A 22,862-nucleotide genomic window follows, 5' to 3' on the forward strand; every position below is an offset into this window, starting at 1 on the left:
GGGTCAGGCCGGCGCGGTCAGGACCGGGGCTTGCCGGCTGCGGCCGGTGGTGCGGGCGTGGCCCACGACGGACAGCAGCACCCCGGCCCCTGCCCAGACCGCGAGCGCCAGCCAGGCCGCCGACGCGTCGGCGTCGGGGAAGTACGAGACGTCGCGCAGCAGGGTGGCGCCGGCGCCCGGCGGCAGCCACTGACCGATCTCGCCCCAGTGCCAGGGCAGGAACTCGGGCGGCATCGCCGCGCCTGAGATCGGGTTGCCGATCAGCATCATGAGGACGGGGCCGAGTGCGATGCCGGGGCGGCCGAGCACCGCGACGAACCCGGTGATGGGTGCGGCGATCGCGGCGATCGAGAGGGCGAGCGTGGCGCCGTCGAGCAGCCAGTCGCCCTGGACGGTGCCGAACCAGAAGTGCAGGATGCCCACGAGGATGCCGCCTCCGACCACCGAGTAGACGGTGACGGCGAGCACCCGGCGCAGGGCCCCGTTGACGGCGAGCGAGATGCCGATGCCGCCGATCATGCCGCCCAGGAGGATCGGGAACATCGCGGCCGCGAGGCCGGAGCCGCGGGGGTCGTCGTCGGACAGCGGGACCACGTCCGTGACGGTCACCTGGGGAACGTCGGGCAGCGCGGGGGCCTCGGCCGTGCCGCGCTCCGGCGTGTGCGGCTGCTCGCCGCGTGCGGCGGCCTCGAGCGCCTGCTGGACGGCGGTCTGCGCCGCCTGGGCGGCCTGCTCCTGGGCCGCGGCGAGGGCCGCAGCGGTCGCGGCGTCGGCCTGCTCCTGGATCCCGCGCTGCAGCTGCGCGGCGATCTGGGTCATGAGCTGGTGCGTGGCCGTGCTCGCCGCGGACGCGGTGAGCACCTCGGGCGCCTCGCCCGCCGTCGGGTCGCCCAGCACGAGGCCGCCGTAGACCTCGCGGCTCTCGACGGCCTCCACGGCGGCGGCCCGGTCGTCGGCCTGGATCAGCTCGACGGCTCCGGGCTGGGCCTCGTCGAGGTTCTCGCGGAGGCCGCTGACGGCGCCGGCGGACCCGACGACGGCGACCGGCAGGTCGCGTGGCTCGGCCGTGACCGAGGGCCAGGAGAAGGCGAGCACGAACACGGTGAGCACGAGGGTGAGGGCCAGCGCGACTCCGATGACCCGGCCTGCCGGGGTGTGGGGCGCTGGTGCGTCGTAGGACAAGGGCTGCTCCGTATCTAAAAAAACGAACGCTCGTTCTTTATGGGCAACCATGCTCCGCGACCGTATGCTTGTCAATCTCCTGGGCTTCCCAGGTCTCGACGACGGAGGTGCCGGTGCCGAAGATCAGTGACGCGCGTCGGGACGCCCGCCGTGCCGAGATCCTGGAGGCGGCCCGGCGCGCGTTCGCCGCGAAGGGCTACCAGCACACCTCGATGGCCGAGGTGATCGCGGAGGCCGGGCTGTCGACCGGCGCGGTCTACGGGTACTTCGAGGGCAAGCGCGAGCTGTTCGCGGCTGTGGCCAGGACCACACTGAGCCGCCGGAACGCGGATCTCGAGGCCGCCGCGGCGGACGGCGACCCGCCGGCCCCCGCCGAGGTGCTGGAGATCGTGCTGCGGGGTGTGCTGTCCGAGGGCTTCGAGCTCCCGCTGCTGCTGCAGCTCTGGGGCGAGGCCACCGTGGACCCCGAGATGCGCGGCGTGGTGAACACGGGGTTCACGGAGCTCAGGAACGCCTTCCGCGCCGCCCTGACGCGCTGGTTCGCGGCGCACCCGGAGCACGCGCCAGACGGCGCCGAGTCAGCCGCGGAGGACCTGCTCCCGGCCCTCATGGGCCTCGGCCAGGGCTACATCTTCCAGTCGGCGATGTTCGACGAGTTCGACTCCCGGGCCTACCTGGACGCGGCGCGCCGGATCCTGCCGAGCTGACCCCGGATCGCACGGGCGACGGCGGGCGGGCGCACGACCGCCGAAACACGCCGTAGGCTTTTGGCGACCGGTGCGGGACGCGGCGTGAGCGGCTCCCGCACCCGCGCCACCCGATTCATGAGGAGCAACCCGCGTGCAGCTGTGGACGGACCTGGAACAGGTTCCCCCGGGATTCGGGCCATCAGTGGTGACGATCGGCAACTTCGACGGCGTCCACCGCGGCCACCAGGCGGTGCTCGACCGCATCCTCCGGCTCGCCCGGAGCGACGCGGCCCGCGCCGTCGCCGTGACCTTCCACCCGCACCCCTCCGCGGTGCACCGGCCCGACTCGGCCCCCGAGCTGATCACGGGCCTGGAGGACCGCCTGGCGCTCATGGAGCGCACCGGTCTCGACGCGACCCTGCTGGTCAACTACACCCTCGACTTCGCGGCGCAGACGCCCGAGGAGTTCGTGTCCCGGTACCTGGTCGACGGCCTGCGGGCCCGCACCGTGGTGGTGGGGCACGACGTGCGCTTCGGCAAGCAGAACGCGGGCACGCTCGCCACGATGGTCGAGCTCGGCGGGCAGCACGGGTTCGAGGTCGTCGCGATCGAGGACGTCGGCGACTCGGCCGGCGAGGGCGACGGGCACCAGCGGTGGTCCTCGACGGCGGTGCGCGCGCTGCTCGCGGAGGGCGACGTGGACCAGGCCGCCGACGTGCTCGGCCGCCCGCACCTCGTGCGCGGCACCGTGGTGCACGGCGACGCGCGGGGCCGCGAGATGGGCTTCCCGACCGCCAACCTCGGCGACATCACCGGCCTGGTGCCGGCGGACGGCGTCTACGCGGGCTGGCTGCGTCGCGGCACCGCCGCGACCTGCGCGAGCCTCGCCGGTCCCGAGCACGACCGCGCGACCGCCTCCGGCGCCGGCCTGGGGCAGGAGGAGATCCTGCCCGCCGCGATCTCCGTGGGCACCAACCCGACGTTCGACGGCGTGGAGCGCCGCGTCGAGGCCTACGTGCTCGACCGCACCGACCTCGACCTGTACGACCAGACGGTCGTGCTCGAGTTCGTGGCGCACCTGCGCCCGACGCTGCGGTTCGACGGCATGGAGCCGCTGATCGCCCAGATGAACGACGACGTGGCGCGGGCCCGCAAGATCCTGCGGCCGTAGGGCGGGTGCTCGCTCCGTAAACTAAGATTCAATCTTAGTAAGATCCGATCTTAGTTTACGGGGGCGAGCATGGAGTTTCGTGGACGCGACTCGGACCTGCGCCGGCTCGCCGGCCTGCTGGACGGTGTCGAGGCAGGAACGGGCACCACGCGAGGCAAGGCACTGATCATGACCGGCCGGCGACGAGTCGGTAAGTCGCGTCTGGCGCAGGAGTTCTGCGATCGCAGCGGACGTGACTACCTCGTGTTCCAGGCGACCCGGGGGCGCAACGCGATGGCCGAGCGGCGAGAGTTTCTCGCCACGCTCACCCAGTCGAGCCTGCGCGCGCCCGAGATCTTCGCGCACCTGAGCCCACCGGACTGGAACGGAACGCTCCGCGCGCTCGCCGAGATCCTGCCGGGCGACAGTCCGACCGTCGTCGTCCTCGACGAGGTGCCCTGGCTCGTCGAGCAGGACCCGGAGTTCGAAGGGGCGCTCCAGACGGTCTGGGACCAGCACCTGTCGCACAAGCCCGTGCTGCTGCTGCTCATCGGCAGCGACCTGTCGGTCATGGAGGCCTTGCAGACCTACGGCCGACCCTTCTTCGGGCGCGCGACCAAGATCGACATCGCGCCGCTGAACCCGGCAGACGTCCAGGCGATGGCCGGCCTCAGTGCCGCCGACGCGATCGACGCGCACCTGATCACCGGTGGATTTCCCGAGATCGTCCAGACCTGGGCCTCCGGCCAGCCGCGGGTCGAGTTCCTCCGCGGCGCGCTGGGCGACCCGCTCTCGCCGCTTCTTGTCGCCGGCGAGCTCTCGCTGCTCGGTGAGTTTCCGGAGTCCTCGCGGAGCAGGGCGATCCTGGAGGCGGTGGGCGACGGCGAGCGGACGTTCTCGGCCATCGCCGCGGCGGCCGGGAGCTCGGGCGCCCTGCCGGCAGGCACCTTGAACCCTCTGCTCAGGACCTTGGAGGCCAAGCGGATAGTCGAGACCGACCTGCCGCTCTCGACGTCGTCGGACACGAAGAACAAGCGGTACCGCCTCGGGGACCCGTACCTGCGTTTCTGGCTCGCCTTCCTGCGGCGCGCGATACCTCTCGTCGAGCGCGGGCGCGGGGACCTGGCGCTCGACCGCATCGAGCGGTCGTGGAGCACGTGGCGTGGCAGGGCCGTCGAGCCGCTCGTCCGGGAGTCGCTGATCCGGCTCCTGCTCGGCTCCCGGTGGTCGGACGTCGAGGCGGTCGGCGGATGGTGGAACCGGCAGAACAACCCGGAGGTGGACCTGGTCGGTGCCGACCGTGCCCCGACGGCACGACGGGTCGAGTTCATCGGCTCCGTGAAGTGGTACGAGGCAGACACCTTTGGGCGGCACGAGCTCGACGACCTCGCCCGCGCCCGTGGCGTGGTGCCGGGAACAGACGGGGACACACCCCTGGTCGCCGTGGCCCGGAGCGGGTTCGACGCAGGTCTTCCGCTGGCGGAGCGCTGGGGACCGGAGGAGATCGTCGCGGCCTGGAGATGAGGCCCGGCGGGAGATCTACCGGCCGCTCGCGCGTTGGGGTGGACATGACGTACCTCGAGCTGTCCGACCTGGTGGTCGGGTACGGCGGCAACGCCGTCTGCGCACCCGTGAGCCTCACGCTGGGGGCCGGCGACATCGTCGCCGTGATCGGTGCCAACGGCACCGGCAAGTCCACCCTGCTGCGCACCGTGCTCGGCCTGCAGGAGCCGCTGTCCGGCACGGCGGGCGCGTTCGGCCGCGCCGTCGACGAGCGGGAGCGGCGCTTCCGCGCCCGCGTCGCGGGCGTGCTCGACGACGACGCGTTCTTTCCCGGCGTGACCGTCCGAGAGCACCTCGTGCTCACCGCGCGCGGCCACGGCGTGCCGGACGCCGGCGCCGTCACGGACCAGGTGCTCGACCACGTGGGCATCACGGAGCGCGCCGGCGCCATGCCGCACACCCTCTCGTCGGGGCAGCGCCGCCGGTTCCTGCTGGCGAGCGCCCTGGTGCGGCCGCGCGACCTGCTCGTGCTGGACGAACCGGAGCAGCGCCTCGACACCGCGATGCGGGCCCGGCTGGGCGACACGCTGCGCGCCGAGGCGGACGCCGGCACGGCCGTCCTGTTCGCCACCCACGATGACCGGCTCCTGGCGGCGACCGGCGCGAGCGCACTGCTGCTCTCCGACGCCGCCGCCGTGCTGCTGGAGCCCGCCGAGGCGCCCGGCGTGCTGGCGGGCTTCCGGTGACGGGCGAGGCGCCGGACGCCGGGACCGCAGCGCCCGACACCACAACTGCCGCGCATCCCGGGACCGCCGCTGCTGCCGGTGGGCTTCCCCGACTCGTCGCGGTCGACGAGGAGAGCCTCACCGGTGCCGAGCTGCGCCGGCTGACCGCGCGGGTGCGCGCCCACAACCTCCCCGCCGAACCGGGCCGGGTGGCGCTGGACGTCGCCGAGGTGGTGATCTCGCTCGCCCTGGTCGTGCTGTACCTGTGGGGGTTCGGCGGCCCGGTGCGGGAGCTGCTCGGCTCCGACGCGACCGCGTTCGGGCTCGGACCGGGCCTGGTCCAGGCCCTGGTCCTCGCGCTGGCGACGGTGGCCGGGGCGGCGGTCGCGCTGCGGCTCGGACCTGCCGGCCTGCCCGCGGCCGGGGTGCGCTGGTGGGTCCCCACCCCGGCCGACCGGACGGGGCTCACCTCGCCCTCGGTGGTCCGCGCGCTGCTCGCCGGGGTCGGCGCGGGCCTGGTCGCGGGCGGCGCGCCCGCCGCCCTGGCCGGCGTCGGCCTCGCGGGGGTCGGCCTGGACGCGGCGTTCGGCGCAGCCCTCGGGCTCCTGGTCGTCGCCGGCGCGGGTGCGCTCCAGGGGAGCGGGGCGACCTCGGGCAGCCTGCCGGGGCGGGTGCTCGACCTGCTGCTCGCCGCCGTCCCGGTGGCCGGCCTGGGCCTCGCGCTGTGGGCGCCCGCCTGGGGCGCCTGGACCGTGCCGTGGGCCGTGCCCGCGGCGCTGGCCGGGGCCGGCACCGTCGCCCTCGTGGTGTGGGAGCGCGGCCTGGACCGGCTCCGGGCGGGCGAGCTGCGCGCCCGCGCGTCGGCGGCCATGCAGGCCTCCGCCGCCCTCCTGTCGCTCGACGGCGGCGGCGTGAGCCGCGCCCTCGGCACCGGGCCGGCGGCGTCGCGCGCCTTCGCGTGGGTACCGCGGACCGCGCGCGGACCCGCCGGCGCCCTGCTCGCGGCCGACGCCACGCTCCTGCTGCGCTCGCCGGCGGCCCTCGCCGCGCTGCTCGCGCTGGCCTCGGCCGCGGCCGTGGCCGTGCAGGTGCCCGCACTGTCCGGCGGGATCGGGCTCTGGGCCGTGCTGGCCGGAGCGGGGTACGCGGGGGCGCTCGCGGGCGCCGGCGGGCCGCGCTCGGCGGGCGAGAACCCGCGGCTGGACGCCCTGGTGCCGCTGGGCGCCCGGACCACCCGCGCCGTCCGCACGGTGTGGCCGGCGCTCGCCGCCGGCGTCGTGCTGGCGCTCGTCGCGGTGGTGGGCGGCGGCGGGGTGTGGCCCGCTGTGGCCGCTCCTGCCGCCGTCGTGCTCGGGGCCGCCGCCGTCCGCTCGGCCTACCGCGGGCCCGTGCCCTGGGACGTGCCGATGATCGCCACCGCGGCGGGCGCGCTCCCGACGGGGCTGGTGCTGCATCAGCTCAAGGGGCCCGACGTGGCGCTGCTCGGCACCCTCCCGCTCGCCCTGTCCGTCGTGACGGGGGCGACGCCCGCCCTCGTCGTCGCGCAGGTGGTGGCGGCCGCCGGGGCGGTCTGGCGCGCGGCGCGCTGAGCCGCTGGTCCTGGGGCGGGGGCGGGGAGGCCGCGTCCGCCGTCCGCCCTGGCCGGCGGCCATTCACCCGCCGGCGTGTACGTGGCTGTGGCCCACGCCACTCCGTCACTGGTGGAGGACCTTCACCCCAGCGAAGGAGAGACCCATGGTCCAGACCACCCAGGCACCGCCGCAGGGCGACCCGAACCACAGCCCGCACGAGGCGGTCGACCTGGCGCAGACGCCGGCCGGCCGCACGGTCCGGCGGATCGGCCACGGCGGTGTGTTCGTGCCCGCCGACCCGGACGCCCCGGAGGAACCGCGGGACAGCACGGCCACGCTGATGCCGCGCACGGAGGCGGCCGTGCGTCGCGACCTGCGCGAGCACCGGTTCGACGCGACGACGTCGTTCGACTACCTCCTCCGCGACCTCGCGCGGGAGTTCCCGGACGCGCACCTGCCCGTGGGCGACCACGTGGCAGCGACCCGGGACGCGCTCATGCGACTGGGCGCCGGGATGATCGAGGCCCCGGTCGGCGCGCCCGCGACGCCGCCCGAACCGCCACGCGACTCCACGATCCCCAGCATCTACACCTACTGGGGCCAGTTCATCGACCACGACATCACGCTCAACACCAATGGCCCCGACGACGCCGTCGGACCGCGCGGCGACCAGGCGCTCGGCGACATCGTGAACGATCCGTTCCGGGCGTTCGCGCCGGACGTGGTGCGGCGCAGCCTGCACAACGGGCGCAACCCGCTGCTCGACCTGGACAGCCTGTACGGGTCGGGACCGCGGTTCCCGGGCGAGAAGGACCGCGGGACCACCCGCAGCGAGGCGGCGTACGTGCCGGACTCGGCCAAGCTGCGGCTCGGCCGGATCGGCACCGAGCCGTTCGGGCCGTTCTCGCTCGTGGCCCCGGGCGACGACCCGCAGCGGGACCTGCCGCGCAGCACCGAGCCGGGCAGCGAGCGCATGCCGCTCATCCCGGACAGCCGCAACGACGAGAACTTGATCGTCGCCCAGTTCCACGTGGCGATGATCCGGTTCCACAACGCGGTCGTGGACTGGGTGGCGCGGCACGAGCCGTGGAACGCGGTGACCCAGCGCGAGCTGTTCGACCGTGCGCAGGAGCTGGTGCGGTTCCACTACCAGTGGCTGGTCGTCAACGACTACCTGCGCACCCTGACGAAGGCCGGTGTGCTCGACTCGGTGCTGGCCACCGGGCCCACGCTGTTCCGGCCCGCGCGCCGGGTGTCGATGCCGCTGGAGTTCGCGGTGGCGGCCTTCCGGTTCGGGCACTCGATGGTGCGCGGCGCCTACGACTTCAACGTCAACTTCACCGGGAACGGCCCGGGCGGCGTCGCATCGCTCGACCTGCTGTTCCGGTTCACGGGCAACGGCGGCCTGTCGCCCAACCCGGCGAACCCCTCACCGGTGCTGCCGTCGAACTGGCCGGTCGAATGGCCTCGGCTGACCGACAAGGGCGACCCCCTGTCGTTCCGCATGGCCCGCAAGATCGACCCGTTCCTGGCCGACGGCCTGGGGCACCTGCTGAACGAGGGCAACACGGCCACCGACCCGATCAAGGCCCTGCTCAAGCAGCTCGCACAGCGCAACCTGCTGCGCGGCTACATGCTGGCGCTCCCGACGGGGGAGGCGGTGGCCGCCGAGCTGCGGGCCTGCCCGCTCACGCCCGAGCAGCTCCGGCGGAACGCGTCGCCCGAGGTGGTAGCCGCGCTCGACGCCCTCGACGGCACCCCCCTGTGGTACTACGTGCTCAAGGAGGCCGAGGTCCAGGGCAACGGCAACTTCCTGGGCGAGGTGGGCAGCCGCATCCTGGCGGAGACGTTCGTCTACCTGCTACGGCTCGACCCCGAGTCGTTCATGCGGCGGCCGGGCGGCGACTGGACGCCGGCGTACGGGGTCCGGTTCGACGACGGCCGGCTCATCACGACCATCTCGGACCTCCTGGCGTTCGGGGGAGTGTTCCCGATCGGTCAGGACGAGGCGGGTCAGCCGCTCTTCCGCCGCAACGGTGACGCCTACGCGGGCCACGACGGGGCCTGAGCTGCATCCGTGTCAGACGTACAGGTCACCCGGGTGACCTGTACGTCTGACACGTGGTGGAGGTCTCCGGCCCGCAGTCGGGCGGGGGCGTCGAGCACTGGTAATGTGGTACCGCCGTCAGAACGGCCGCGGATCCAGAGCGCCCCGGTGAATCAAGTCCCGGAGCACCGCGCAACAACACCGAAGGAGAGCCATGCCGCTCGACACTGCCACCAAGCAGCAGATCATTTCCGAGTACGGAACCAAGCCGGGCGACTCGGGTTCGCCGGAGGTGCAGATCGCGCTCCTCACGCAGCGCATCAAGGATCTCACCGAGCACCTGAAGGAGCACAAGCACGACCACCACAGCCGTCGTGGTCTGCTGCTCCTCGTGGGTCAGCGCCGTCGTCTCCAGGGTTACCTCAAGGGGATCGACATCGAGCGCTACCGCGCCCTGGTCGACAAGCTCGGCCTGCGCCGCTGATCATGCTTCCCACCAGCCCGGCCCCCGTCGCGGGGGCCGGGCTGGTCTGGTGAGATGCTGTAGTACGACAACCGAATACCGCCGCCCGTGACCTCGTCCGGTCCTCGGTAGTGGCTTCCCGAGTCTTTCCGCTCCACGCGAGCAGCGGCTCGGTGGGCCTCGATCGATGACCGTCGGGCACGGGGGCGTTCCAAGAGAACACCGAGAGAAGGAGGGCACCCGTGGAGGGTCCCGAGATCCAGTTCGCCGAGGCCGTGATCGACAACGGTCGCTTCGGCACCCGCACCGTCCGGTTCGAGACCGGACGCCTCGCCAAGCAGGCCGCCGGCTCCGTCGCCGCGTACCTCGACGGCGAGACCATGCTGCTGTCGACCACCGCGGCCGGCAAGCACCCCAAGGACCAGTTCGACTTCTTCCCGCTGACGGTGGACGTCGAGGAGCGGATGTACGCCGCGGGCCGCATCCCCGGCTCGTTCTTCCGTCGCGAGGGCCGTCCCTCGACGGAGGCGATCCTGGCCTGCCGCCTGATCGACCGCCCGCTGCGCCCCCTGTTCGTCAAGGGCCTGCGCAACGAGGTCCAGGTGGTCATCACCGTCATGGCGATCCACCCGGACGACGCCTACGACACGCTGGCCATCAACGCCGCGTCGGCGTCCACCCAGATCTCCGGCCTGCCGTTCGACGGCCCGGTCGGCGCGGTCCGCATCGCGCTGATCGACGGCCAGTGGGTCGCGTTCCCCAAGTACTCCGACAAGGAGCGCGCGGTCTTCGACATGGTCGTGGCCGGCCGCTCCGTCGGTGACGACGTCGCGATCGCCATGATCGAGGCCGAGGCGACGGACGGCGCCTGGAACCTCATCAAGAACGAGGGCGTCGCCGCGCCGACCGAGGAGGTCGTCGCCGAGGGCATCGAGGCGGCCAAGCCGTTCATCAAGGCCCTGTGCGACGCGCAGGTGGCGCTGGCCGGCCAGTCCGCCAAGGAGACGCAGGAGTTCCCGCTCTTCCCGGACTACCAGCCCGACGCGTACTCCGCCGTCGAGGCGGCCGTGACCGCGCCGACGCGCGACGCGCTGACCATCGCCGACAAGCAGCAGCGTGAGAACACGCTCGACGCGCTCAAGGCGACCGTCCACGAGCAGCTCGACGCGCAGTTCGAGGGCCGCGAGAAGGAGCTGTCGGCCGCGTTCCGCTCGCTCCAGAAGCAGCTCGTGCGCCAGCGCGTGCTGACCGACGGCGTCCGCATCGACGGCCGTGGCCTCGCGGACATCCGCACGCTCTCGGCCGAGGTCGAGGTGCTGCCCCGCGTGCACGGCTCCGCGATCTTCGAGCGTGGCGAGACCCAGATCCTGGGTGTCACCACGCTGAACATGCTCCGCATGGAGCAGCAGATCGACTCGCTCGGTCCGGAGACGCGCAAGCGCTACATGCACAACTACAACTTCCCGCCGTACTCGACCGGTGAGACGGGCCGCGTGGGCAGCCCGAAGCGCCGCGAGATCGGCCACGGCGCGCTCGCCGAGCGCGCCCTGGTGCCGGTCCTGCCGAGCCGCGAGGAGTTCCCCTACGCGATCCGCCAGGTGTCCGAGGCCCTCGGCTCCAACGGTTCGACCTCCATGGGCTCGGTGTGCGCGAGCACGCTGTCCCTGCTGAACGCCGGTGTGCCGCTGCGCGCGCCGGTCGCCGGCATCGCCATGGGTCTCGTGTCCGACACCGTGGACGGCGAGACCCGCTACGCCGCGATGACGGACATCCTGGGTGCCGAGGACGCGTTCGGCGACATGGACTTCAAGGTCGCCGGTACCAAGGAGTTCGTCACCGCCATCCAGCTCGACACCAAGCTCGACGGCATCCCGGCGTCGGTCCTCGCGGCCGCCCTGGGTCAGGCGCGCGACGCGCGCCTGACGATCCTGGAGGTCCTCGCCGAGGCGATCGACGTCCCGGACGAGATGTCCCCGAACGCCCCGCGCGTCATCACGGTGAAGGTCCCGACCGACAAGATCGGCGAGGTCATCGGCCCGAAGGGCAAGATGATCAACCAGATCCAGGAGGAGACGGGCGCGGACATCTCCATCGAGGACGACGGCACCGTGTACATCGGTGCCACCGACGGCCCCTCGGCCGAGGCCGCCCGCGCGGCGATCAACGCGATCGCCAACCCGCACGTCCCCGAGGTGGGCGAGCGGTTCGTCGGCACCGTCGTCAAGACGACGTCGTTCGGCGCCTTCATCTCGCTGTCCCCGGGCAAGGACGGTCTGCTGCACATCAGCCAGATCCGCAAGCTCGTGGGTGGCAAGCGCGTCGAGAACGTCGACGACGTGCTGTCCATCGGCCAGAAGGTCCAGGTCGAGATCGGCGAGATCGACCCGCGTGGCAAGCTCTCGCTGGTCGCCGTCACCGACGAGGAGGAGTCGGCCTCGTCCGACGCCGCCGAGCCGGCCGCCGAGGCCACCGCACCCGCGGAAGCCTGACATGACGTGGCACCTGCCGCTCGTACCCACGGGCGAGCCCGGTGCCGAGCTGACCGCCGGGCAGGACGGCGCGACGATCCGTCGCTCCGTCCTGCCCGGCGGTGTCCGTGTGCTCACCGAGAACATGCCGGGCCAGCGCTCGGCCACGGTGGGCGCCTGGATCGGCGTCGGCTCGCGGGACGAGACCGACGGCCACTTCGGCTCGACGCACTTCCTGGAGCACCTGCTCTTCAAGGGCACCGCGCGGCGCACGGCCATGGACATCGCCGAGGCGTTCGACGCCGTCGGCGGTGAGGCCAACGCGGCCACCGGCAAGGAGCACACCTGCTACTACGCACGGGTGCTCGACTCCGACCTGCCGATGGCGGTCGACGTCATCTCCGACATGGTCACGTCCGCGCGCCTGGACACCGACGAGCTCGAGACCGAGCGCGGCGTCATCCTCGAAGAGCTCGCGATGAACGACGACGACCCGACCGACGTCGTGCACGAGCAGTTCTCCGCCGTCGTGCTGGGGGACCACGCCCTGGGCCGCCCCATCGGCGGCACGCCGGAGACGATCAACGCCGTCCCGCGCGACGCCGTCTGGGACCACTATCGCTGGAACTACCGGCCGGAGACCCTGGTCGTCACGGCGGCCGGCGGCATCGACCACGACAAGCTCGTGCAGCAGGTCACCCAGGCCCTGACCGACGGCGGCTGGGAGCTCGACGCCGCGACGCGGCCGCGGGACCGCCGCCCCTCCACGGAGGACCGGGCCGGTGTGCCCGAGGCGGGCGCCGAGCTGACCGTGCAGCGCGCCGTGGAGCAGGCCAACATCATCGTGGGCTCCACCGGCATCTCGGCCACGGACGACCGGCGCTTCGCGCTGTCCGTGCTGAACGCCGTGCTCGGCGGCGGCATGTCGTCGCGGCTGTTCCAGGAGATCCGTGAGAAGCGGGGCCTGGCGTACTCGACGTACTCGTTCGCCTCGGCGCACGGCGGTCTCGGCACCTTCGGCCTGTACGCGGGCTGCGCGGCCGCCAAGGCCGACCAGGTCACCGAGCTGCTGGTCGAGGAGCTCGAGAAGCTCGCGCACGACGGCATCACCGAGGCGGAGCTCAAGCGGTCCGTGGGGCAGCTCTCCGGCGGTACGGTGCTCGGCCTGGAGGACTCCGGCTCGCGCATGAGCCGCCTGGGCAAGGCCGAGCTCGTGTACGGCGACCTGCTGTCGCTGGCCGAGTCGCTCGAGCGCATCCAGGCGGTCACGGCCGCCGACGTGCAGGACCTGGCGCAGGACCTCGCGGCCCGGCCGCGCTCGGTGGTCCGCGTGGGCCCGTTCGACAACTGAACCGCACCGCTGAGTGCTGGCTATCTGCGCTTTCGGACGCCTCGGAAGCGCAAAAATCCAGCACTCAGCGAGGAACTAGGGTGTAGATCGTGAGTGACATCAAGGTGGCCGTGCTCGGCGCGACCGGGCGCATGGGCACCCAGGCCTGCGCCGCGGTCGAGGCGGCCGACGGGCTCCAGCTCGTCGCACGCCTCGGGCGCGGCGACACCGTCTCCGCCGAGACCCTCGCCGGGGCCGACGTCGCGGTGGACTTCACCGTGCCGGCGGTCACCGAGGCCAACGTGCACGCCGTGCTCGACGCCGGTGCGCACGCCGTGGTCGGCACCACGGGGTGGGACGACGCCTCCCGCGCGCGTGTCTCGGCCCACCTCGCGGAGCTCTCGCCCCACGGCCAGGGCGGCAGGGGCGCGCTCGGCGTGCTCATCGCCCCGAACTTCGGCCTCTCGGCGGTGCTCGCCATGACGTTCGCCGCGAAGGCGGCGCGCTACTTCGAGTCGGCCGAGGTCGTCGAGCTGCACCACCCGAACAAGGTGGACGCGCCGTCGGGCACCGCCCGGCACACCGCCGCCGCGATCGCCCGGGCGCGCGCCGAGGCCGGCCGCGGGCCGTCGCCCGACGCGACCGAGACGGGCTGGGAGGCCCGCGGTGCCGACGTCGACGGGGTCCGCGTCCACGCCGTGCGGCTGCGCGGGCTCGTGGCGCACGAGGAGATCCTGTTCGGCAACGAGGGCGAGCAGCTCGTGATCCGGCAGGACTCGTTCGACCGGGCCTCGTTCATGCCCGGCGTGCTGCTCGCGATCCGCTCCGTGGTCTCCCGCCCCGGGCTGACCGTGGGCCTCGAGCACGTGCTGGACCTGTCGTGAGCGAGCCCGCGGCGGAGCGCCCGGGCGACCCGACGCCGTCCGGGTCGACGCCGTCCGGGTCGACACCGTCCGAGCCCGCGTCGTCGGCGCGCCGGAGGCTGCCCCGCGGGCTGCCCGGGGCCATCGCCGTGACGGCGCTGCTCGCCCTGTACGTGTGGCAGATCGCGGGGCGCGGCGTCTCGATGATGCGCACGGGCGAGCCGGTCCTGATCGCGATCGGCCTGGGCGTGCTGATCATCCCGCTGCTGGTCATCGGCCTGATCGCCCGCGAGTACTGGCTCGCGGCGACCGTGCAGCGCATGGCGGACACGCTGTTCGCCGAGGGCGACCTCCCCGTGGACGACCTCCCGCGCTCGCCCGGCGGGCGCATCGACCGGGCCGCCGCCGACGCGGCGTTCGAGCCGTACCGTGCGGCCGTCGAGGCGACGCCCGAGAGCTGGCGCGCCTGGTACCACCTGGCCTTCGCCTACGACGCGTCCGGCGACCGTCGGCGCGCCCGCGAGGCGCTACGGCGCGCGTCACGCCTGTTCCGCACCGCCTGACCGCGGCCCACCGCGAGGGCGCGCCCCACTGCGAGGGCGCGTCCCGCGTCAGGCAGTCTCGGACGCCGGCACGGCCTCCGTCCCGAGGTGCGTCGGCACCCAGCGCACCGCCACCAGCACGAGCCCGATGACGAGCAGCACCGACGTGAGCATGAACGGGTAGGTGCGGTCGATCCCGGACAGCCAGCCGGAGATCCAGCCGAACGGCGCCGCGGCGAGCATGATGCACGTGCGCTGGAGAGCCATCACGCGCGACCGCTCGGCCTCGTCCACGTGCAGCGCCACGAGGGACTCCGAGAGCATGAACAGCATGCCCGCGCCGAAGCTGTCGAGCAGCAGGCACAGGCCGAGGAACGCGTACGTGGACGCCGTCGCGCCGCCTGCCGAGGCGGGGATCGCGACCAGCACGACCTGCCCGGCGAGGTGCACCCCGAACCCCAGCAGCGTGGCGCGCCGCAGGTCCACGGCGGTGGTGAGCAGCGGGATGAGCGTGAAGAAGAAGATCACGGACAGCACCGATCGGGCCATCGGGAAGAAGGGCAGCAGCGCGTCCGGCACGTTCAGGTGCTGGCTGGCCACCACCTGCCAGAACGTGCCGTTGACGAGCGTGACCGCCGCCGTCAGCGCGGCCACGGCCAGCGCCAGCAGCGACCCGCGCGAGCGCAGCAGCAGCCCGAGCACACCGCGGTACCCGGCCAGGAGGCGCCAGACGCTGTGCCCGCGGGTGGCGGCCATGCGGATCTCGCCCTGGCGGGTCTCCCTCGACCACAGGTAGAGCCAGACGATCTTCACCGCCATCACGATCGCGGCGTTGATGTACAGGATCCGGACGGCGGGCTCGAGCCCGAGCTGGGCGACCAGGAGCGCGGCGATCGGCGCGAACAGCGCCGAGCAGTCGGCCGCGACCTTGACCAGCGAGTAGATCCGGGTGATCTGGCCCCGCTCGGCGTCCTCGACCATGAGGCAGTCCCACGAGTTCTGCGTCACCTGCATGGCGCCGTTCACCAGCGACGCGGCGAGGAAGAACCAGAAGTTCTCCGCGAACGCCCACAGGAGGCACGGGATCACCCAGGCGATCACGTCGAACCACGCCGTCGTGGCGCGCCGCCCGAGCCGGTCCGTGATGATGCCGCCGGCCAGCCCGAAGCCGACCTGGGAGATCATGGCGATGGTCGCGAGCAGGCCGATCTGCTCGTCATGCAGGCCCAGGGCCAGCATGAACACCGAGGCGTACGGCAGGACCAGGGCCATGGACAGGCCCCACAGCGGCTCGGTCCACACACAGGCGCGCGGGTTGCCACGGAGCTCGACGAAGGTCCGCCAGAGCGGGTTGCGGGTGCGGTTCACCGGGAAAGTGAAGCACCTCGGCGACGGTGGTCGCGCCATGTTTCCATGCTGCGTTCCATGCAGACGAGGTCCGCCCGCTCGTCCCACGGGTCGACGACGGGGCGGGTGGTGCCACGGTCCTCAGGCTCTGTTTGTCTCCGACTGAGCCTGCGGTTCCGCTCCGGGCGCGTACCTCGTTCCTCGGTCCCCACCCCTGCGCTGCACCTCCGGCTCAGTCGGTCAGGCTCGTCCAGCAGTACAGCCCCAGCCGCTCGTCGGCCGCGCGGGCGGCGAGCGCCCCCAGGGACAGCAGCGCCGTGACGAGGGCCTGCGGGGACACGGCGGGCGTCGTCGTACCGGACCACTCGCGGGCCGCCTCGGCCAGGCGGGTCGGGCCGGCGGAGGCGAGGTCGTCGACGAGGGTCTGGGCGACCGTCACGATCCACGGACCCTCCTCGCCGCCGCTGCCGACGAGCGCACCGTGCCGCGGGTGCGCCGTGACCTCCGCATACGGCCGGCCGGACAGCACGCCGGCCAGCCCGCCGAGCATCACGAACGGGTCCACGGCCGGCACCGCGACCGAGTCGAACCGTGGCTGGTCGGTGCGCAGGTCGGGCTCGGACGGCCCGCCGGGCGCGTGGAGCGCCGTCGCCGCCACCTCGTCGGTGGGTGCTGCGAAGTACTCCGTGCGAATCCCCATGCCGCCGATGGTCGCAAGGCCGTGTCACGGGACTGTCACGTGGGCGTGAAACCTTCAGTTCGCCTGCCGAACACGGCGGTCCGGGCCCGGCGGCGCGCACGCGCCCCGGACGGCGTCAGATCTGGGCGGACCAGCGGTGCTCGACGACCTCGCGCACGCCCGTGGCGAGCGTGCGGCTGCGGCCGTCCTCACCGAGGCCGCTGGCCTTCAGGAAGGAGGCGCGCGCCGTGTCGTCGACCAGGGCCCACGTGGTGACGGTGTCGGAGCCGTCCGCGCGGAGCCGGTCGACGGCGGCGGCCAGCAACCGCGAGCCGTGGCCGCCGCGCTGCGCCTCGGGCAGCACCTCGAGCGACAGCACCTGGCCGGGGGAGACGGCGGCGAACCCGACGACCTTGGGCCCCGCGAGCGCCACGAGCACGGCGAACCCCGGCCCGGGCGGCGACGTGATCGCCGAGGCCCAGCGCTCGCGCATGGCGGGTACGTCGAGCGCCTCGAGCACCCCCTCGCCCAGCACGCCGGTCGCGCGCCAGGAGGCGACCTGCACGTCGGTCACCGCCGACTCGTCACCGGCGACGGCGGGGCGGACGGACACGTCTGCGGTCTCGCGGAACAGGGCCATCACAGAACCCTAGCGCCCGCCGCCGGGGCGGGGGGTGTCAGCCCCAGCCGAGGGCGCGGAGGCCCGCGGCCGTTCCCGCCGCGAGCACCACGACCAGGATGAACGGGGCGCGCAGGGCGAGGGCCAGGGCCGCGACGGCGAGCGCGGGCACCCGGGCGTCGACGACGAGCGTGCGGCCGTCGGCGAAGCCCTGGACCACGACGAGCGAGACCAGCAGTGCCACCGTGACGAGCGTGGTGACGCGGGAGACGCGCTCGGAGGCGAGCCAGGAGCGCGGCACGAGGTGCCCGCCGAGCTTGAGCGCGAAGCAGGCCAGCGAGGCCACGAGCACGGTCGTCCAGAGGGCAGCGGTGGTCATCGGACGGGCTCCCGGTCGGTCTCGTTCCGTGTGCTGTCGGCGGACGCCGGCGCGACCAGTCCCACGACGATCGCGACGGCCGCCGCGGCCAGCACCGGGATGCCCGGCGGCACGAAGGGGATGAGCGCCGTGGTGGCCACGACGGCGAGCCCGGCCACGAGCTGGGCGCGGCGCGGCGCGAGCCGCGGCCACACCAGGGCGAGGAACGCGGCGGCAGCGGCGGCGTCGAGGCCCCAGGCCCGCGGGTCGCCCAGGGCGTCGCCGGCGAGCGCGCCGAGCAGCACGAAGGCGTTCCAGAGCACGTAGACGCCGACACCCGTGACCCAGAACCCGATCCGGGACGTGGCGGGGTCCGGCTGGGCCACGGCGACCGCCGTCGACTCGTCGATCGTGACCTGCGCGGCGGCCAGCCGGCGCCAGCCGCGCACCTGGAGCAGGGGCGAGACCACCGCGCCGTACAGGGTGTTGCGCAGGCCGAGCAGCGTGGCGGTGGCGATCGCTGCCACGGGCGTGCCCGCCGCGCCGATCACGCCGACGAGGGCGAACTGCGAGCCGCCCGAGAACATGAGCAGGCTCAGGGCCATGGTCGGGCCGAGGCCGACACCTGCCGCGACGGACAGGGCGCCGAACGAGATGCCGTACAGGCCGGTCGCCACGGAGACGCTGACGCCCTGGCGGACGGCGGCTCGGGCCGCCGGGTCGGTGGGGAGGACCTTCACGTGGTGAGGCTACGTGGTCACCGGCTCCGCCTGGCACGGCGCCCGCGCTCCGGACGCCGCGCCCGCGCCGGACGCCGCCCGCGCGGCGGGTCACAGCGCCACGTACACCGTCTCCTGGTACTCCTCCATGCCGGCCTCGGCGCCCTCGCGGCCCAGGCCGGAGGACTTGACGCCGCCGAACGGGGCGCTCGCGTCGGACACGAGGCCGCGGTTGATGCCGATCATCCCGGCCTCGATCTCGTCCATCGCGCGCTGGGCCCGCGCGAGCGACGTCGTGTACGCGTAGGCGGCCAGCCCGAACGGGGTGCCGTTGGCCAGCTCGTACGCCTCGTCGTCGGACCCGAAGGCCACGATCGGGGCCACCGGTCCGAAGATCTCCTCGGTGACGACCCGCGCGTCGGCGCTCACGCCGGTGAGCACCGTGGGCTCGTAGAAGTGGCCCGGGCGGTCCAGGCGCGCGCCCCCGGTGAGCACCTGTGCGCCGTGCGCGGCGGCGTCGTCCACGAGGCCGCCCACCTTCTCGACGGCGGCCTCGTTGATGAGCGGGCCCACCTGGGCGCCGGGCTGCGTGCCCGGGGCGGTGACCAGCGCGCCCACCGCGGTGGCGAACTTCTCCGCGAAGGGGCGTGCGACGGCGTCGTGCACCAGGAAGCGGTTGGCCGCCACGCAGGACTGGCCGGAGTTGCGCAACTTGGCGATCAGGGCGCCCTGCACGGCGGCGTCGAGGTCGGCGTCCTCGAAGACGACGAACGGCGCGTTGCCGCCCAGCTCCATCGAGCTGCGCAGCACGTTCTTCGACGCCTGGGCGAGCAGGAGCTGGCCCACCCGGGTCGAGCCCGTGAACGAGACCTTGCGCAGGCGGGGGTCCTCGAACAGGGGCTCGGTCACGGGACCCGCCTGCGTGGTCGGGACCACGTTGACGATGCCCGTCGGCAGGCCACGACGCTCGGCCTCGGAGCGGATGATCTCCGCGACCAGCAGGGTGGTCATCGGCGTGAGCTCGGCGGGCTTGATCACCACGGTGCAGCCCGCCGCGAGCGCCGGCGCGATCTTGCGGGTGGCCATGGCGATGGGGAAGTTCCAGGGCGTGATGAGCAGCGCCGGCCCCACGGGCCGCCGGCTCACGTACTGCTTGCTGCCGCCCGCCGGCGCCGTGCGCACCAGGCCGTCGGCGCGCACCGCCTGCTCGGCGAACCAGCGCAGGAACTCAGCGCCGTAGACCACCTCGGCGCGCGCCTCGGCCAGCGGCTTGCCGGCCTCGGCGGTGATGAGCGCGGCGACGTCGTCCGCGCGGGCCACCAGGCGCTCGAAGACGGCGCGGAGCAGCTCGGAGCGTTCACGCGGCGCGACGGCGCGCCAGGCGGGCGCCGCGGCGTGGGCGGCGTCGAGGGCGCGCACGGCGTCCGCGGGGGTGGCGTCGGAGACGTCGAAGATGGGCTGGGCCGTCGCCGGGTCGGTGACCTCGAACGTGGCGCGGCCGGACGCGGGGCCCCAGTGCCCGTCGATGAGCAGTCCGGTGGGCAGGTGCGCCACGAGGGCGGGGGAGAGCGTCGTCGCCGTCATATTCCGAGTATCCACGTCGGCGCAAGCGGCGTCAGGTGCCCGGTGCTCCGGCCGGGACGACGCCCGGCGGGTCGGCGGCCACACGCCCGGTGACGGGGCGGAGAACGGTACGGTAGGGCCATGGTTCTTCCCACTGATCCCGCGCGCCCGTTCGGCGCGGTCCTGACTGCCATGGTCACCCCGATGACGCCCGACGGCGCCGTGGACCTGAAGGCAGCGGTCAAGCTGGCGAAGAAGCTCGTGGACGACGGCAACGACGGCATCGTCCTGTCCGGCACCACCGGTGAGTCGCCGGTCACGCACACCCCCGAGAAGGAGGAGCTCGTCGCCGCCGTCGTGGACGCCGTGGGCGACCGCGCCGCGGTCGTGGCGGGCGCGGGCTCGAACGACACCGTGCACGCGATCCGCATGGCCGAGCAGGCCGCGGAGTCGGGCGCGGACGGCCTCCTCGTCGTCTCCCCGTACTACTCGCGGCCCAGCCAGGAGGGCCTGTACCAGCACTTCGTGGCCGTCGCCGACGCGACCGACCTGCCCGTGATGCTGTACGACGTGCCCGGCCGCACCGTGGTGCGCATCGCACCCGAGACCTACCGGCGCCTGGCCCGGCACCCCCGGATCGTCGCGAACAAGGACGCCACCGGCGACGTCTACTCCGCCAGCAAGCTCATCGGTGAGACCGGTCTGGCGTGGTACTCCGGCGACGACGGCCTGCTGCTGCCGTTCCTGAGCGTCGGCGGTGCGGGTATCGTGTCCGTGTCGGCCCACGTGGTCGGCGCTCACTTCGCGGAGACGGTCCGCCGGTTCGACGCCGGCGACATCGCCGGGGCGATCGAGGTCTTCCGTACCACGACCGGTGTGATCGACGCCCTGAACGGCGCGGGCGCCCAGGCCGTGATGGCCAAGGCCGCCGTCGAGATCCTCGGCGTCACGGACAACCGCTTCCTGCGTCTGCCGAACGTCGCCGCGTCGGACGACGAGGTCGCCGCCCTGCGCGCGGTGCTGGCCGAGGCCGGCCTGCTGCGCGACGGCGTCACCGCACACCAGCCCGAGGTGAACGAGCTCGCTCAGGCGAGCTCCGCCGGGCACTGAAACTTTCTGTTGGAACGAGGCCTTGGAGGCCACGTGAGTCATCCTCACCCCGAACTGTCCCTGCCCCCAGCACTGCCCGAAGGCGGTCTGCGTGTGGTCGCCCTCGGCGGCCTGGGCGAGGTGGGACGCAACATGGCGGTCCTGGAGCATGCCGGCAAGCTGCTCGTCATCGACTGCGGCGTGTTGTTCCCCGAGGACAACCAGCCCGGCGTGGACCTGATCCTGCCGGACTTCGACTACATCAAGGACCGTCTCGACGACATCGAGGCGATCGTGCTGACGCACGGCCACGAGGACCACATCGGTGCCGTGCCGTACCTGCTGCGCCTGCGCAAGGACATCCCCCTGGTGGGCTCGCGCCTGACGCTCGCGTTCATCGAGGCGAAGCTCAAGGAGCACCGCATCAAGCCCTACACCCTCGAGGTGAAGGAAGGGCAGCGCGAGAAGCTCGGCGTCTTCGACTGCGAGTTCGTCGCGGTCAACCACTCCATCCCGGACGCGCTCGCCGTGGCGGTCACCACCGCCGCCGGCACCGTGCTGCACACGGGTGACTTCAAGATGGACCAGCTGCCGCTCGACGGCCGCATCACGGACCTGCGCGCCTTCGCCCGTCTCGGTGAGAAGGGCGTGGACCTCTTCATGGTGGACTCCACCAACGCCGAGGTGCCCGGTTTCGTGACGCCCGAGGCCGAGATCGGCCCCGTGCTCGACAACGTGTTCGCGCACGCCGACAAGCGGATCATCGTCGCGTCGTTCTCCTCCCACGTGCACCGCGTGCAGCAGGTGCTGCGCGCCGCGCACGCCCACGGACGCCGCGTCGCCCTCGTGGGGCGCTCCATGGTGCGCAACATGGGCATCGCCGCCGACCTCGGCTACCTCGACGTGCCGCCGGGCGTGCTGATCGACCTGAAGAAGGCCGACTCGGTGCCCGACGACCAGATCGTCTACATGTCCACGGGCTCCCAGGGCGAGCCGATGGCGGCGCTCTCGCGCATGGCCAACGGCGACCACAAGGTGCAGGTCGAGTACGGCGACACCGTGATCCTCGCCTCGTCGCTGATCCCCGGCAACGAGAACGCCGTGTTCCGCATCATCAACGGGCTCACCCGCCTCGGCGCGCGCGTCGTGCACGGCGGCAACGCCAAGGTGCACGTCTCCGGGCACGCCTCGGCCGGCGAGCTCATGTACTGCTACAACATCCTCAAGCCCAAGAACGTCATGCCGGTGCACGGCGAGGTGCGCCACCTCGTGGCCAACGGGGCGCTCGCGGTCCGGACCGGCGTGCCGGCCGACCGCGTGGTGCTCGCCGAGGACGGCGTGGTCGTGGACCTCGTGGACGGCAAGGCCTCCGTGGTCGGCGCCGTGCCCTGCGGGTACGTGTACGTCGACGGCTCGTCCGTCGGCGAGATCACCGAGGCCGAGCTCAAGGACCGCGTGATCCTGGGCGAGGAGGGTTTCGTCTCAGTCTTCGCCGTGATCGACACGGCGACGGGTAAGGTGCTGGCACCGCCGCAGGTGCTGGCGCGAGGTATGGCCGAGGATGCCTCGGTGTTCGACAAGGTGATGCCGGAGGTCACCGCGGCGCTGGAGAACGCGATCGCGGGCGGGGCCACGGACACGCACCAGCTGCAGCAGATCATGCGCCGGACCATCGGTCGCTACGTGGCCACCCGGCTGCGGCGCAAGCCGATGATCGTGCCGGTCGTCGTCGAGGCGTGATCCGTACCCGGCCGGCCCTCGGGTCGGTCGGGTGGGCAGCACTCCCCGGGCGGGGTAACGCTGAGCTAGCACTGTTAGCTCAGCGTTACCCCGCCCGTTGTGCTGTCCGCGGCCTGGCGTCGATCTCGCCGAAGATCACCCGCTCATTGGCTCAACGTCCTGGTTTCGTACGGCTAGCGTTCGGATGTTTTCCTGCCGCAACACGAAGGACACCG

20 protein-coding genes are annotated in these 22,862 nt (G+C 73.1%); 13 read left to right on the forward strand and 7 right to left on the reverse strand.

Annotated features, from left to right (window positions below; all coding sequences use genetic code 11):
• Positions 1-3: 3 nt before the first annotated feature.
• Positions 4-1,182 (reverse strand): hypothetical protein, encoded by a 1,179-nt coding sequence (locus tag ACH45N_RS10135; protein ID WP_397393289.1) that lies wholly within the window; start codon positions 1,180-1,182, stop codon positions 4-6.
• Positions 1,183-1,295: 113 nt separating this feature from the next.
• On the opposite strand from ACH45N_RS10135, the gene ACH45N_RS10140 reads away from it, so the two are divergent.
• The 11 genes from ACH45N_RS10140 (at position 1,296) to ACH45N_RS10190 (ending at position 14,554) form a co-directional block, all read left to right on the forward strand.
• Positions 1,296-1,889 (forward strand): TetR/AcrR family transcriptional regulator, encoded by a 594-nt coding sequence (locus ACH45N_RS10140; protein ID WP_397393290.1) that lies wholly within the window; start codon positions 1,296-1,298, stop codon positions 1,887-1,889.
• A gap of 133 nt (positions 1,890-2,022) precedes the next feature.
• On the forward strand, positions 2,023-3,042 hold the full coding sequence (locus ACH45N_RS10145) for a bifunctional riboflavin kinase/FAD synthetase (protein ID WP_397393291.1): 1,020 nt from the start codon (positions 2,023-2,025) through the stop codon (positions 3,040-3,042).
• A 69-nt stretch (positions 3,043-3,111) separates the two neighbouring features.
• Entirely contained in the window at positions 3,112-4,545 is a 1,434-nt protein-coding gene (locus tag ACH45N_RS10150; protein ID WP_397393292.1) for an ATP-binding protein, read from the forward strand.
• A 44-nt stretch (positions 4,546-4,589) separates the two neighbouring features.
• Positions 4,590-5,270, forward strand: coding sequence for an ATP-binding cassette domain-containing protein (locus tag ACH45N_RS10155; protein WP_397393293.1), 681 nt, complete (start codon positions 4,590-4,592; stop codon positions 5,268-5,270).
• Positions 5,267-6,838, forward strand: coding sequence for a DUF6297 family protein (locus tag ACH45N_RS10160; protein ID WP_397393294.1), 1,572 nt, complete (start codon positions 5,267-5,269; stop codon positions 6,836-6,838). Before ACH45N_RS10155 ends, ACH45N_RS10160 begins: the two co-directional genes overlap by 4 nt.
• A 145-nt stretch (positions 6,839-6,983) precedes the next feature.
• Positions 6,984-8,888 carry a heme peroxidase family protein gene (locus ACH45N_RS10165; protein WP_397393295.1) on the forward strand — a complete coding sequence of 635 codons (1,905 nt, stop codon included), beginning with the start codon at positions 6,984-6,986 and terminating at the stop codon, positions 8,886-8,888.
• Positions 8,889-9,081: 193 nt separating this feature from the next.
• Positions 9,082-9,351 carry a 30S ribosomal protein S15 gene (gene rpsO, locus ACH45N_RS10170; RefSeq protein ID WP_020016810.1) on the forward strand — a complete coding sequence of 90 codons (270 nt, stop codon included), beginning with the start codon at positions 9,082-9,084 and terminating at the stop codon, positions 9,349-9,351.
• A 221-nt stretch (positions 9,352-9,572) separates the two neighbouring features.
• The gene (locus tag ACH45N_RS10175) at positions 9,573-11,819 is read left to right on the forward strand and encodes a polyribonucleotide nucleotidyltransferase (protein ID WP_397393296.1); all 2,247 of its coding nucleotides are present in this window, start codon (positions 9,573-9,575) and stop codon (positions 11,817-11,819) included.
• Between the two features lies 1 nt (position 11,820).
• The gene (locus tag ACH45N_RS10180; RefSeq protein ID WP_397393297.1) at positions 11,821-13,149 is read left to right on the forward strand and encodes a M16 family metallopeptidase; all 1,329 of its coding nucleotides are present in this window, start codon (positions 11,821-11,823) and stop codon (positions 13,147-13,149) included.
• Positions 13,150-13,238: 89 nt separating this feature from the next.
• Positions 13,239-14,012: a 4-hydroxy-tetrahydrodipicolinate reductase gene (gene dapB / locus ACH45N_RS10185; RefSeq protein ID WP_397393298.1), complete on the forward strand. Its 774-nt coding sequence runs from the start codon at positions 13,239-13,241 to the stop codon at positions 14,010-14,012.
• Between the two features lie 98 nt (positions 14,013-14,110).
• Positions 14,111-14,554 (forward strand): hypothetical protein, encoded by a 444-nt coding sequence (locus tag ACH45N_RS10190; RefSeq protein WP_397393847.1) that lies wholly within the window; start codon positions 14,111-14,113, stop codon positions 14,552-14,554.
• A 48-nt stretch (positions 14,555-14,602) separates the two neighbouring features.
• On the opposite strand, the gene ACH45N_RS10195 is transcribed toward ACH45N_RS10190, so the two are convergent.
• The 6 genes from ACH45N_RS10195 to ACH45N_RS10220 form a co-directional block, all read right to left on the reverse strand.
• The gene (locus tag ACH45N_RS10195; RefSeq protein ID WP_397393299.1) at positions 14,603-15,901 is read right to left on the reverse strand and encodes an MFS transporter; all 1,299 of its coding nucleotides are present in this window, start codon (positions 15,899-15,901) and stop codon (positions 14,603-14,605) included.
• A 211-nt stretch (positions 15,902-16,112) separates the two neighbouring features.
• Complete coding sequence (locus ACH45N_RS10200; protein WP_397393300.1) at positions 16,113-16,580, reverse strand: hypothetical protein; 468 nt, start codon at positions 16,578-16,580, stop codon at positions 16,113-16,115.
• A 115-nt stretch (positions 16,581-16,695) separates the two neighbouring features.
• Positions 16,696-17,199 (reverse strand): GNAT family N-acetyltransferase, encoded by a 504-nt coding sequence (locus ACH45N_RS10205; protein WP_397393301.1) that lies wholly within the window; start codon positions 17,197-17,199, stop codon positions 16,696-16,698.
• Positions 17,200-17,236: 37 nt separating this feature from the next.
• Positions 17,237-17,557: an AzlD domain-containing protein gene (locus ACH45N_RS10210; protein ID WP_397393302.1), complete on the reverse strand. Its 321-nt coding sequence runs from the start codon at positions 17,555-17,557 to the stop codon at positions 17,237-17,239.
• Positions 17,554-18,276 carry an AzlC family ABC transporter permease gene (locus ACH45N_RS10215; protein WP_397393303.1) on the reverse strand — a complete coding sequence of 241 codons (723 nt, stop codon included), beginning with the start codon at positions 18,274-18,276 and terminating at the stop codon, positions 17,554-17,556. The genes ACH45N_RS10210 and ACH45N_RS10215 overlap by 4 nt, the downstream gene beginning before the upstream one ends.
• Before the next feature lie 90 nt (positions 18,277-18,366).
• Positions 18,367-19,839, reverse strand: coding sequence for an NAD-dependent succinate-semialdehyde dehydrogenase (locus ACH45N_RS10220; RefSeq protein ID WP_397393304.1), 1,473 nt, complete (start codon positions 19,837-19,839; stop codon positions 18,367-18,369).
• A 120-nt stretch (positions 19,840-19,959) separates the two neighbouring features.
• On the opposite strand from ACH45N_RS10220, the gene dapA reads away from it, so the two are divergent.
• A complete protein-coding gene (gene dapA, locus ACH45N_RS10225) occupies positions 19,960-20,928 on the forward strand; it encodes a 4-hydroxy-tetrahydrodipicolinate synthase (protein ID WP_397393305.1) in 969 nt (322 codons plus the stop codon).
• A 33-nt stretch (positions 20,929-20,961) separates the two neighbouring features.
• Positions 20,962-22,647 carry a ribonuclease J gene (locus tag ACH45N_RS10230; protein WP_397393306.1) on the forward strand — a complete coding sequence of 562 codons (1,686 nt, stop codon included), beginning with the start codon at positions 20,962-20,964 and terminating at the stop codon, positions 22,645-22,647.
• The last annotated feature ends 215 nt before the right edge of the window (positions 22,648-22,862 follow it).

This window comes from Promicromonospora sp. NPDC019610 (genome assembly GCF_044389365.1).
Taxonomy (GTDB): Bacteria; Actinomycetota; Actinomycetes; order Actinomycetales; family Cellulomonadaceae; genus Promicromonospora.

Bases quoted from the DNA above. Each gene is read 5' to 3' on its own strand.
- ACH45N_RS10150 (WP_397393292.1), top strand. From the start codon at position 3,112: ATGGAGTTTCGTGGACGCGACTCGGACCTGCGCCGGCTCGCCGGCCTG.
- ACH45N_RS10155 (WP_397393293.1), top strand. From the start codon at position 4,590: ATGACGTACCTCGAGCTGTCCGACCTGGTGGTCGGGTACGGCGGCAAC.
- ACH45N_RS10165 (WP_397393295.1), top strand. From the start codon at position 6,984: ATGGTCCAGACCACCCAGGCACCGCCGCAGGGCGACCCGAACCACAGC.
- rpsO (WP_020016810.1), top strand. From the start codon at position 9,082: ATGCCGCTCGACACTGCCACCAAGCAGCAGATCATTTCCGAGTACGGA.
- ACH45N_RS10180 (WP_397393297.1), top strand. From the start codon at position 11,821: ATGACGTGGCACCTGCCGCTCGTACCCACGGGCGAGCCCGGTGCCGAG.
- ACH45N_RS10200 (WP_397393300.1), bottom strand. From the start codon at position 16,580: ATGGGGATTCGCACGGAGTACTTCGCAGCACCCACCGACGAGGTGGCG.
- ACH45N_RS10205 (WP_397393301.1), bottom strand. From the start codon at position 17,199: ATGGCCCTGTTCCGCGAGACCGCAGACGTGTCCGTCCGCCCCGCCGTC.
- ACH45N_RS10210 (WP_397393302.1), bottom strand. From the start codon at position 17,557: ATGACCACCGCTGCCCTCTGGACGACCGTGCTCGTGGCCTCGCTGGCC.
- ACH45N_RS10220 (WP_397393304.1), bottom strand. From the start codon at position 19,839: ATGACGGCGACGACGCTCTCCCCCGCCCTCGTGGCGCACCTGCCCACC.
- dapA (WP_397393305.1), top strand. From the start codon at position 19,960: ATGGTTCTTCCCACTGATCCCGCGCGCCCGTTCGGCGCGGTCCTGACT.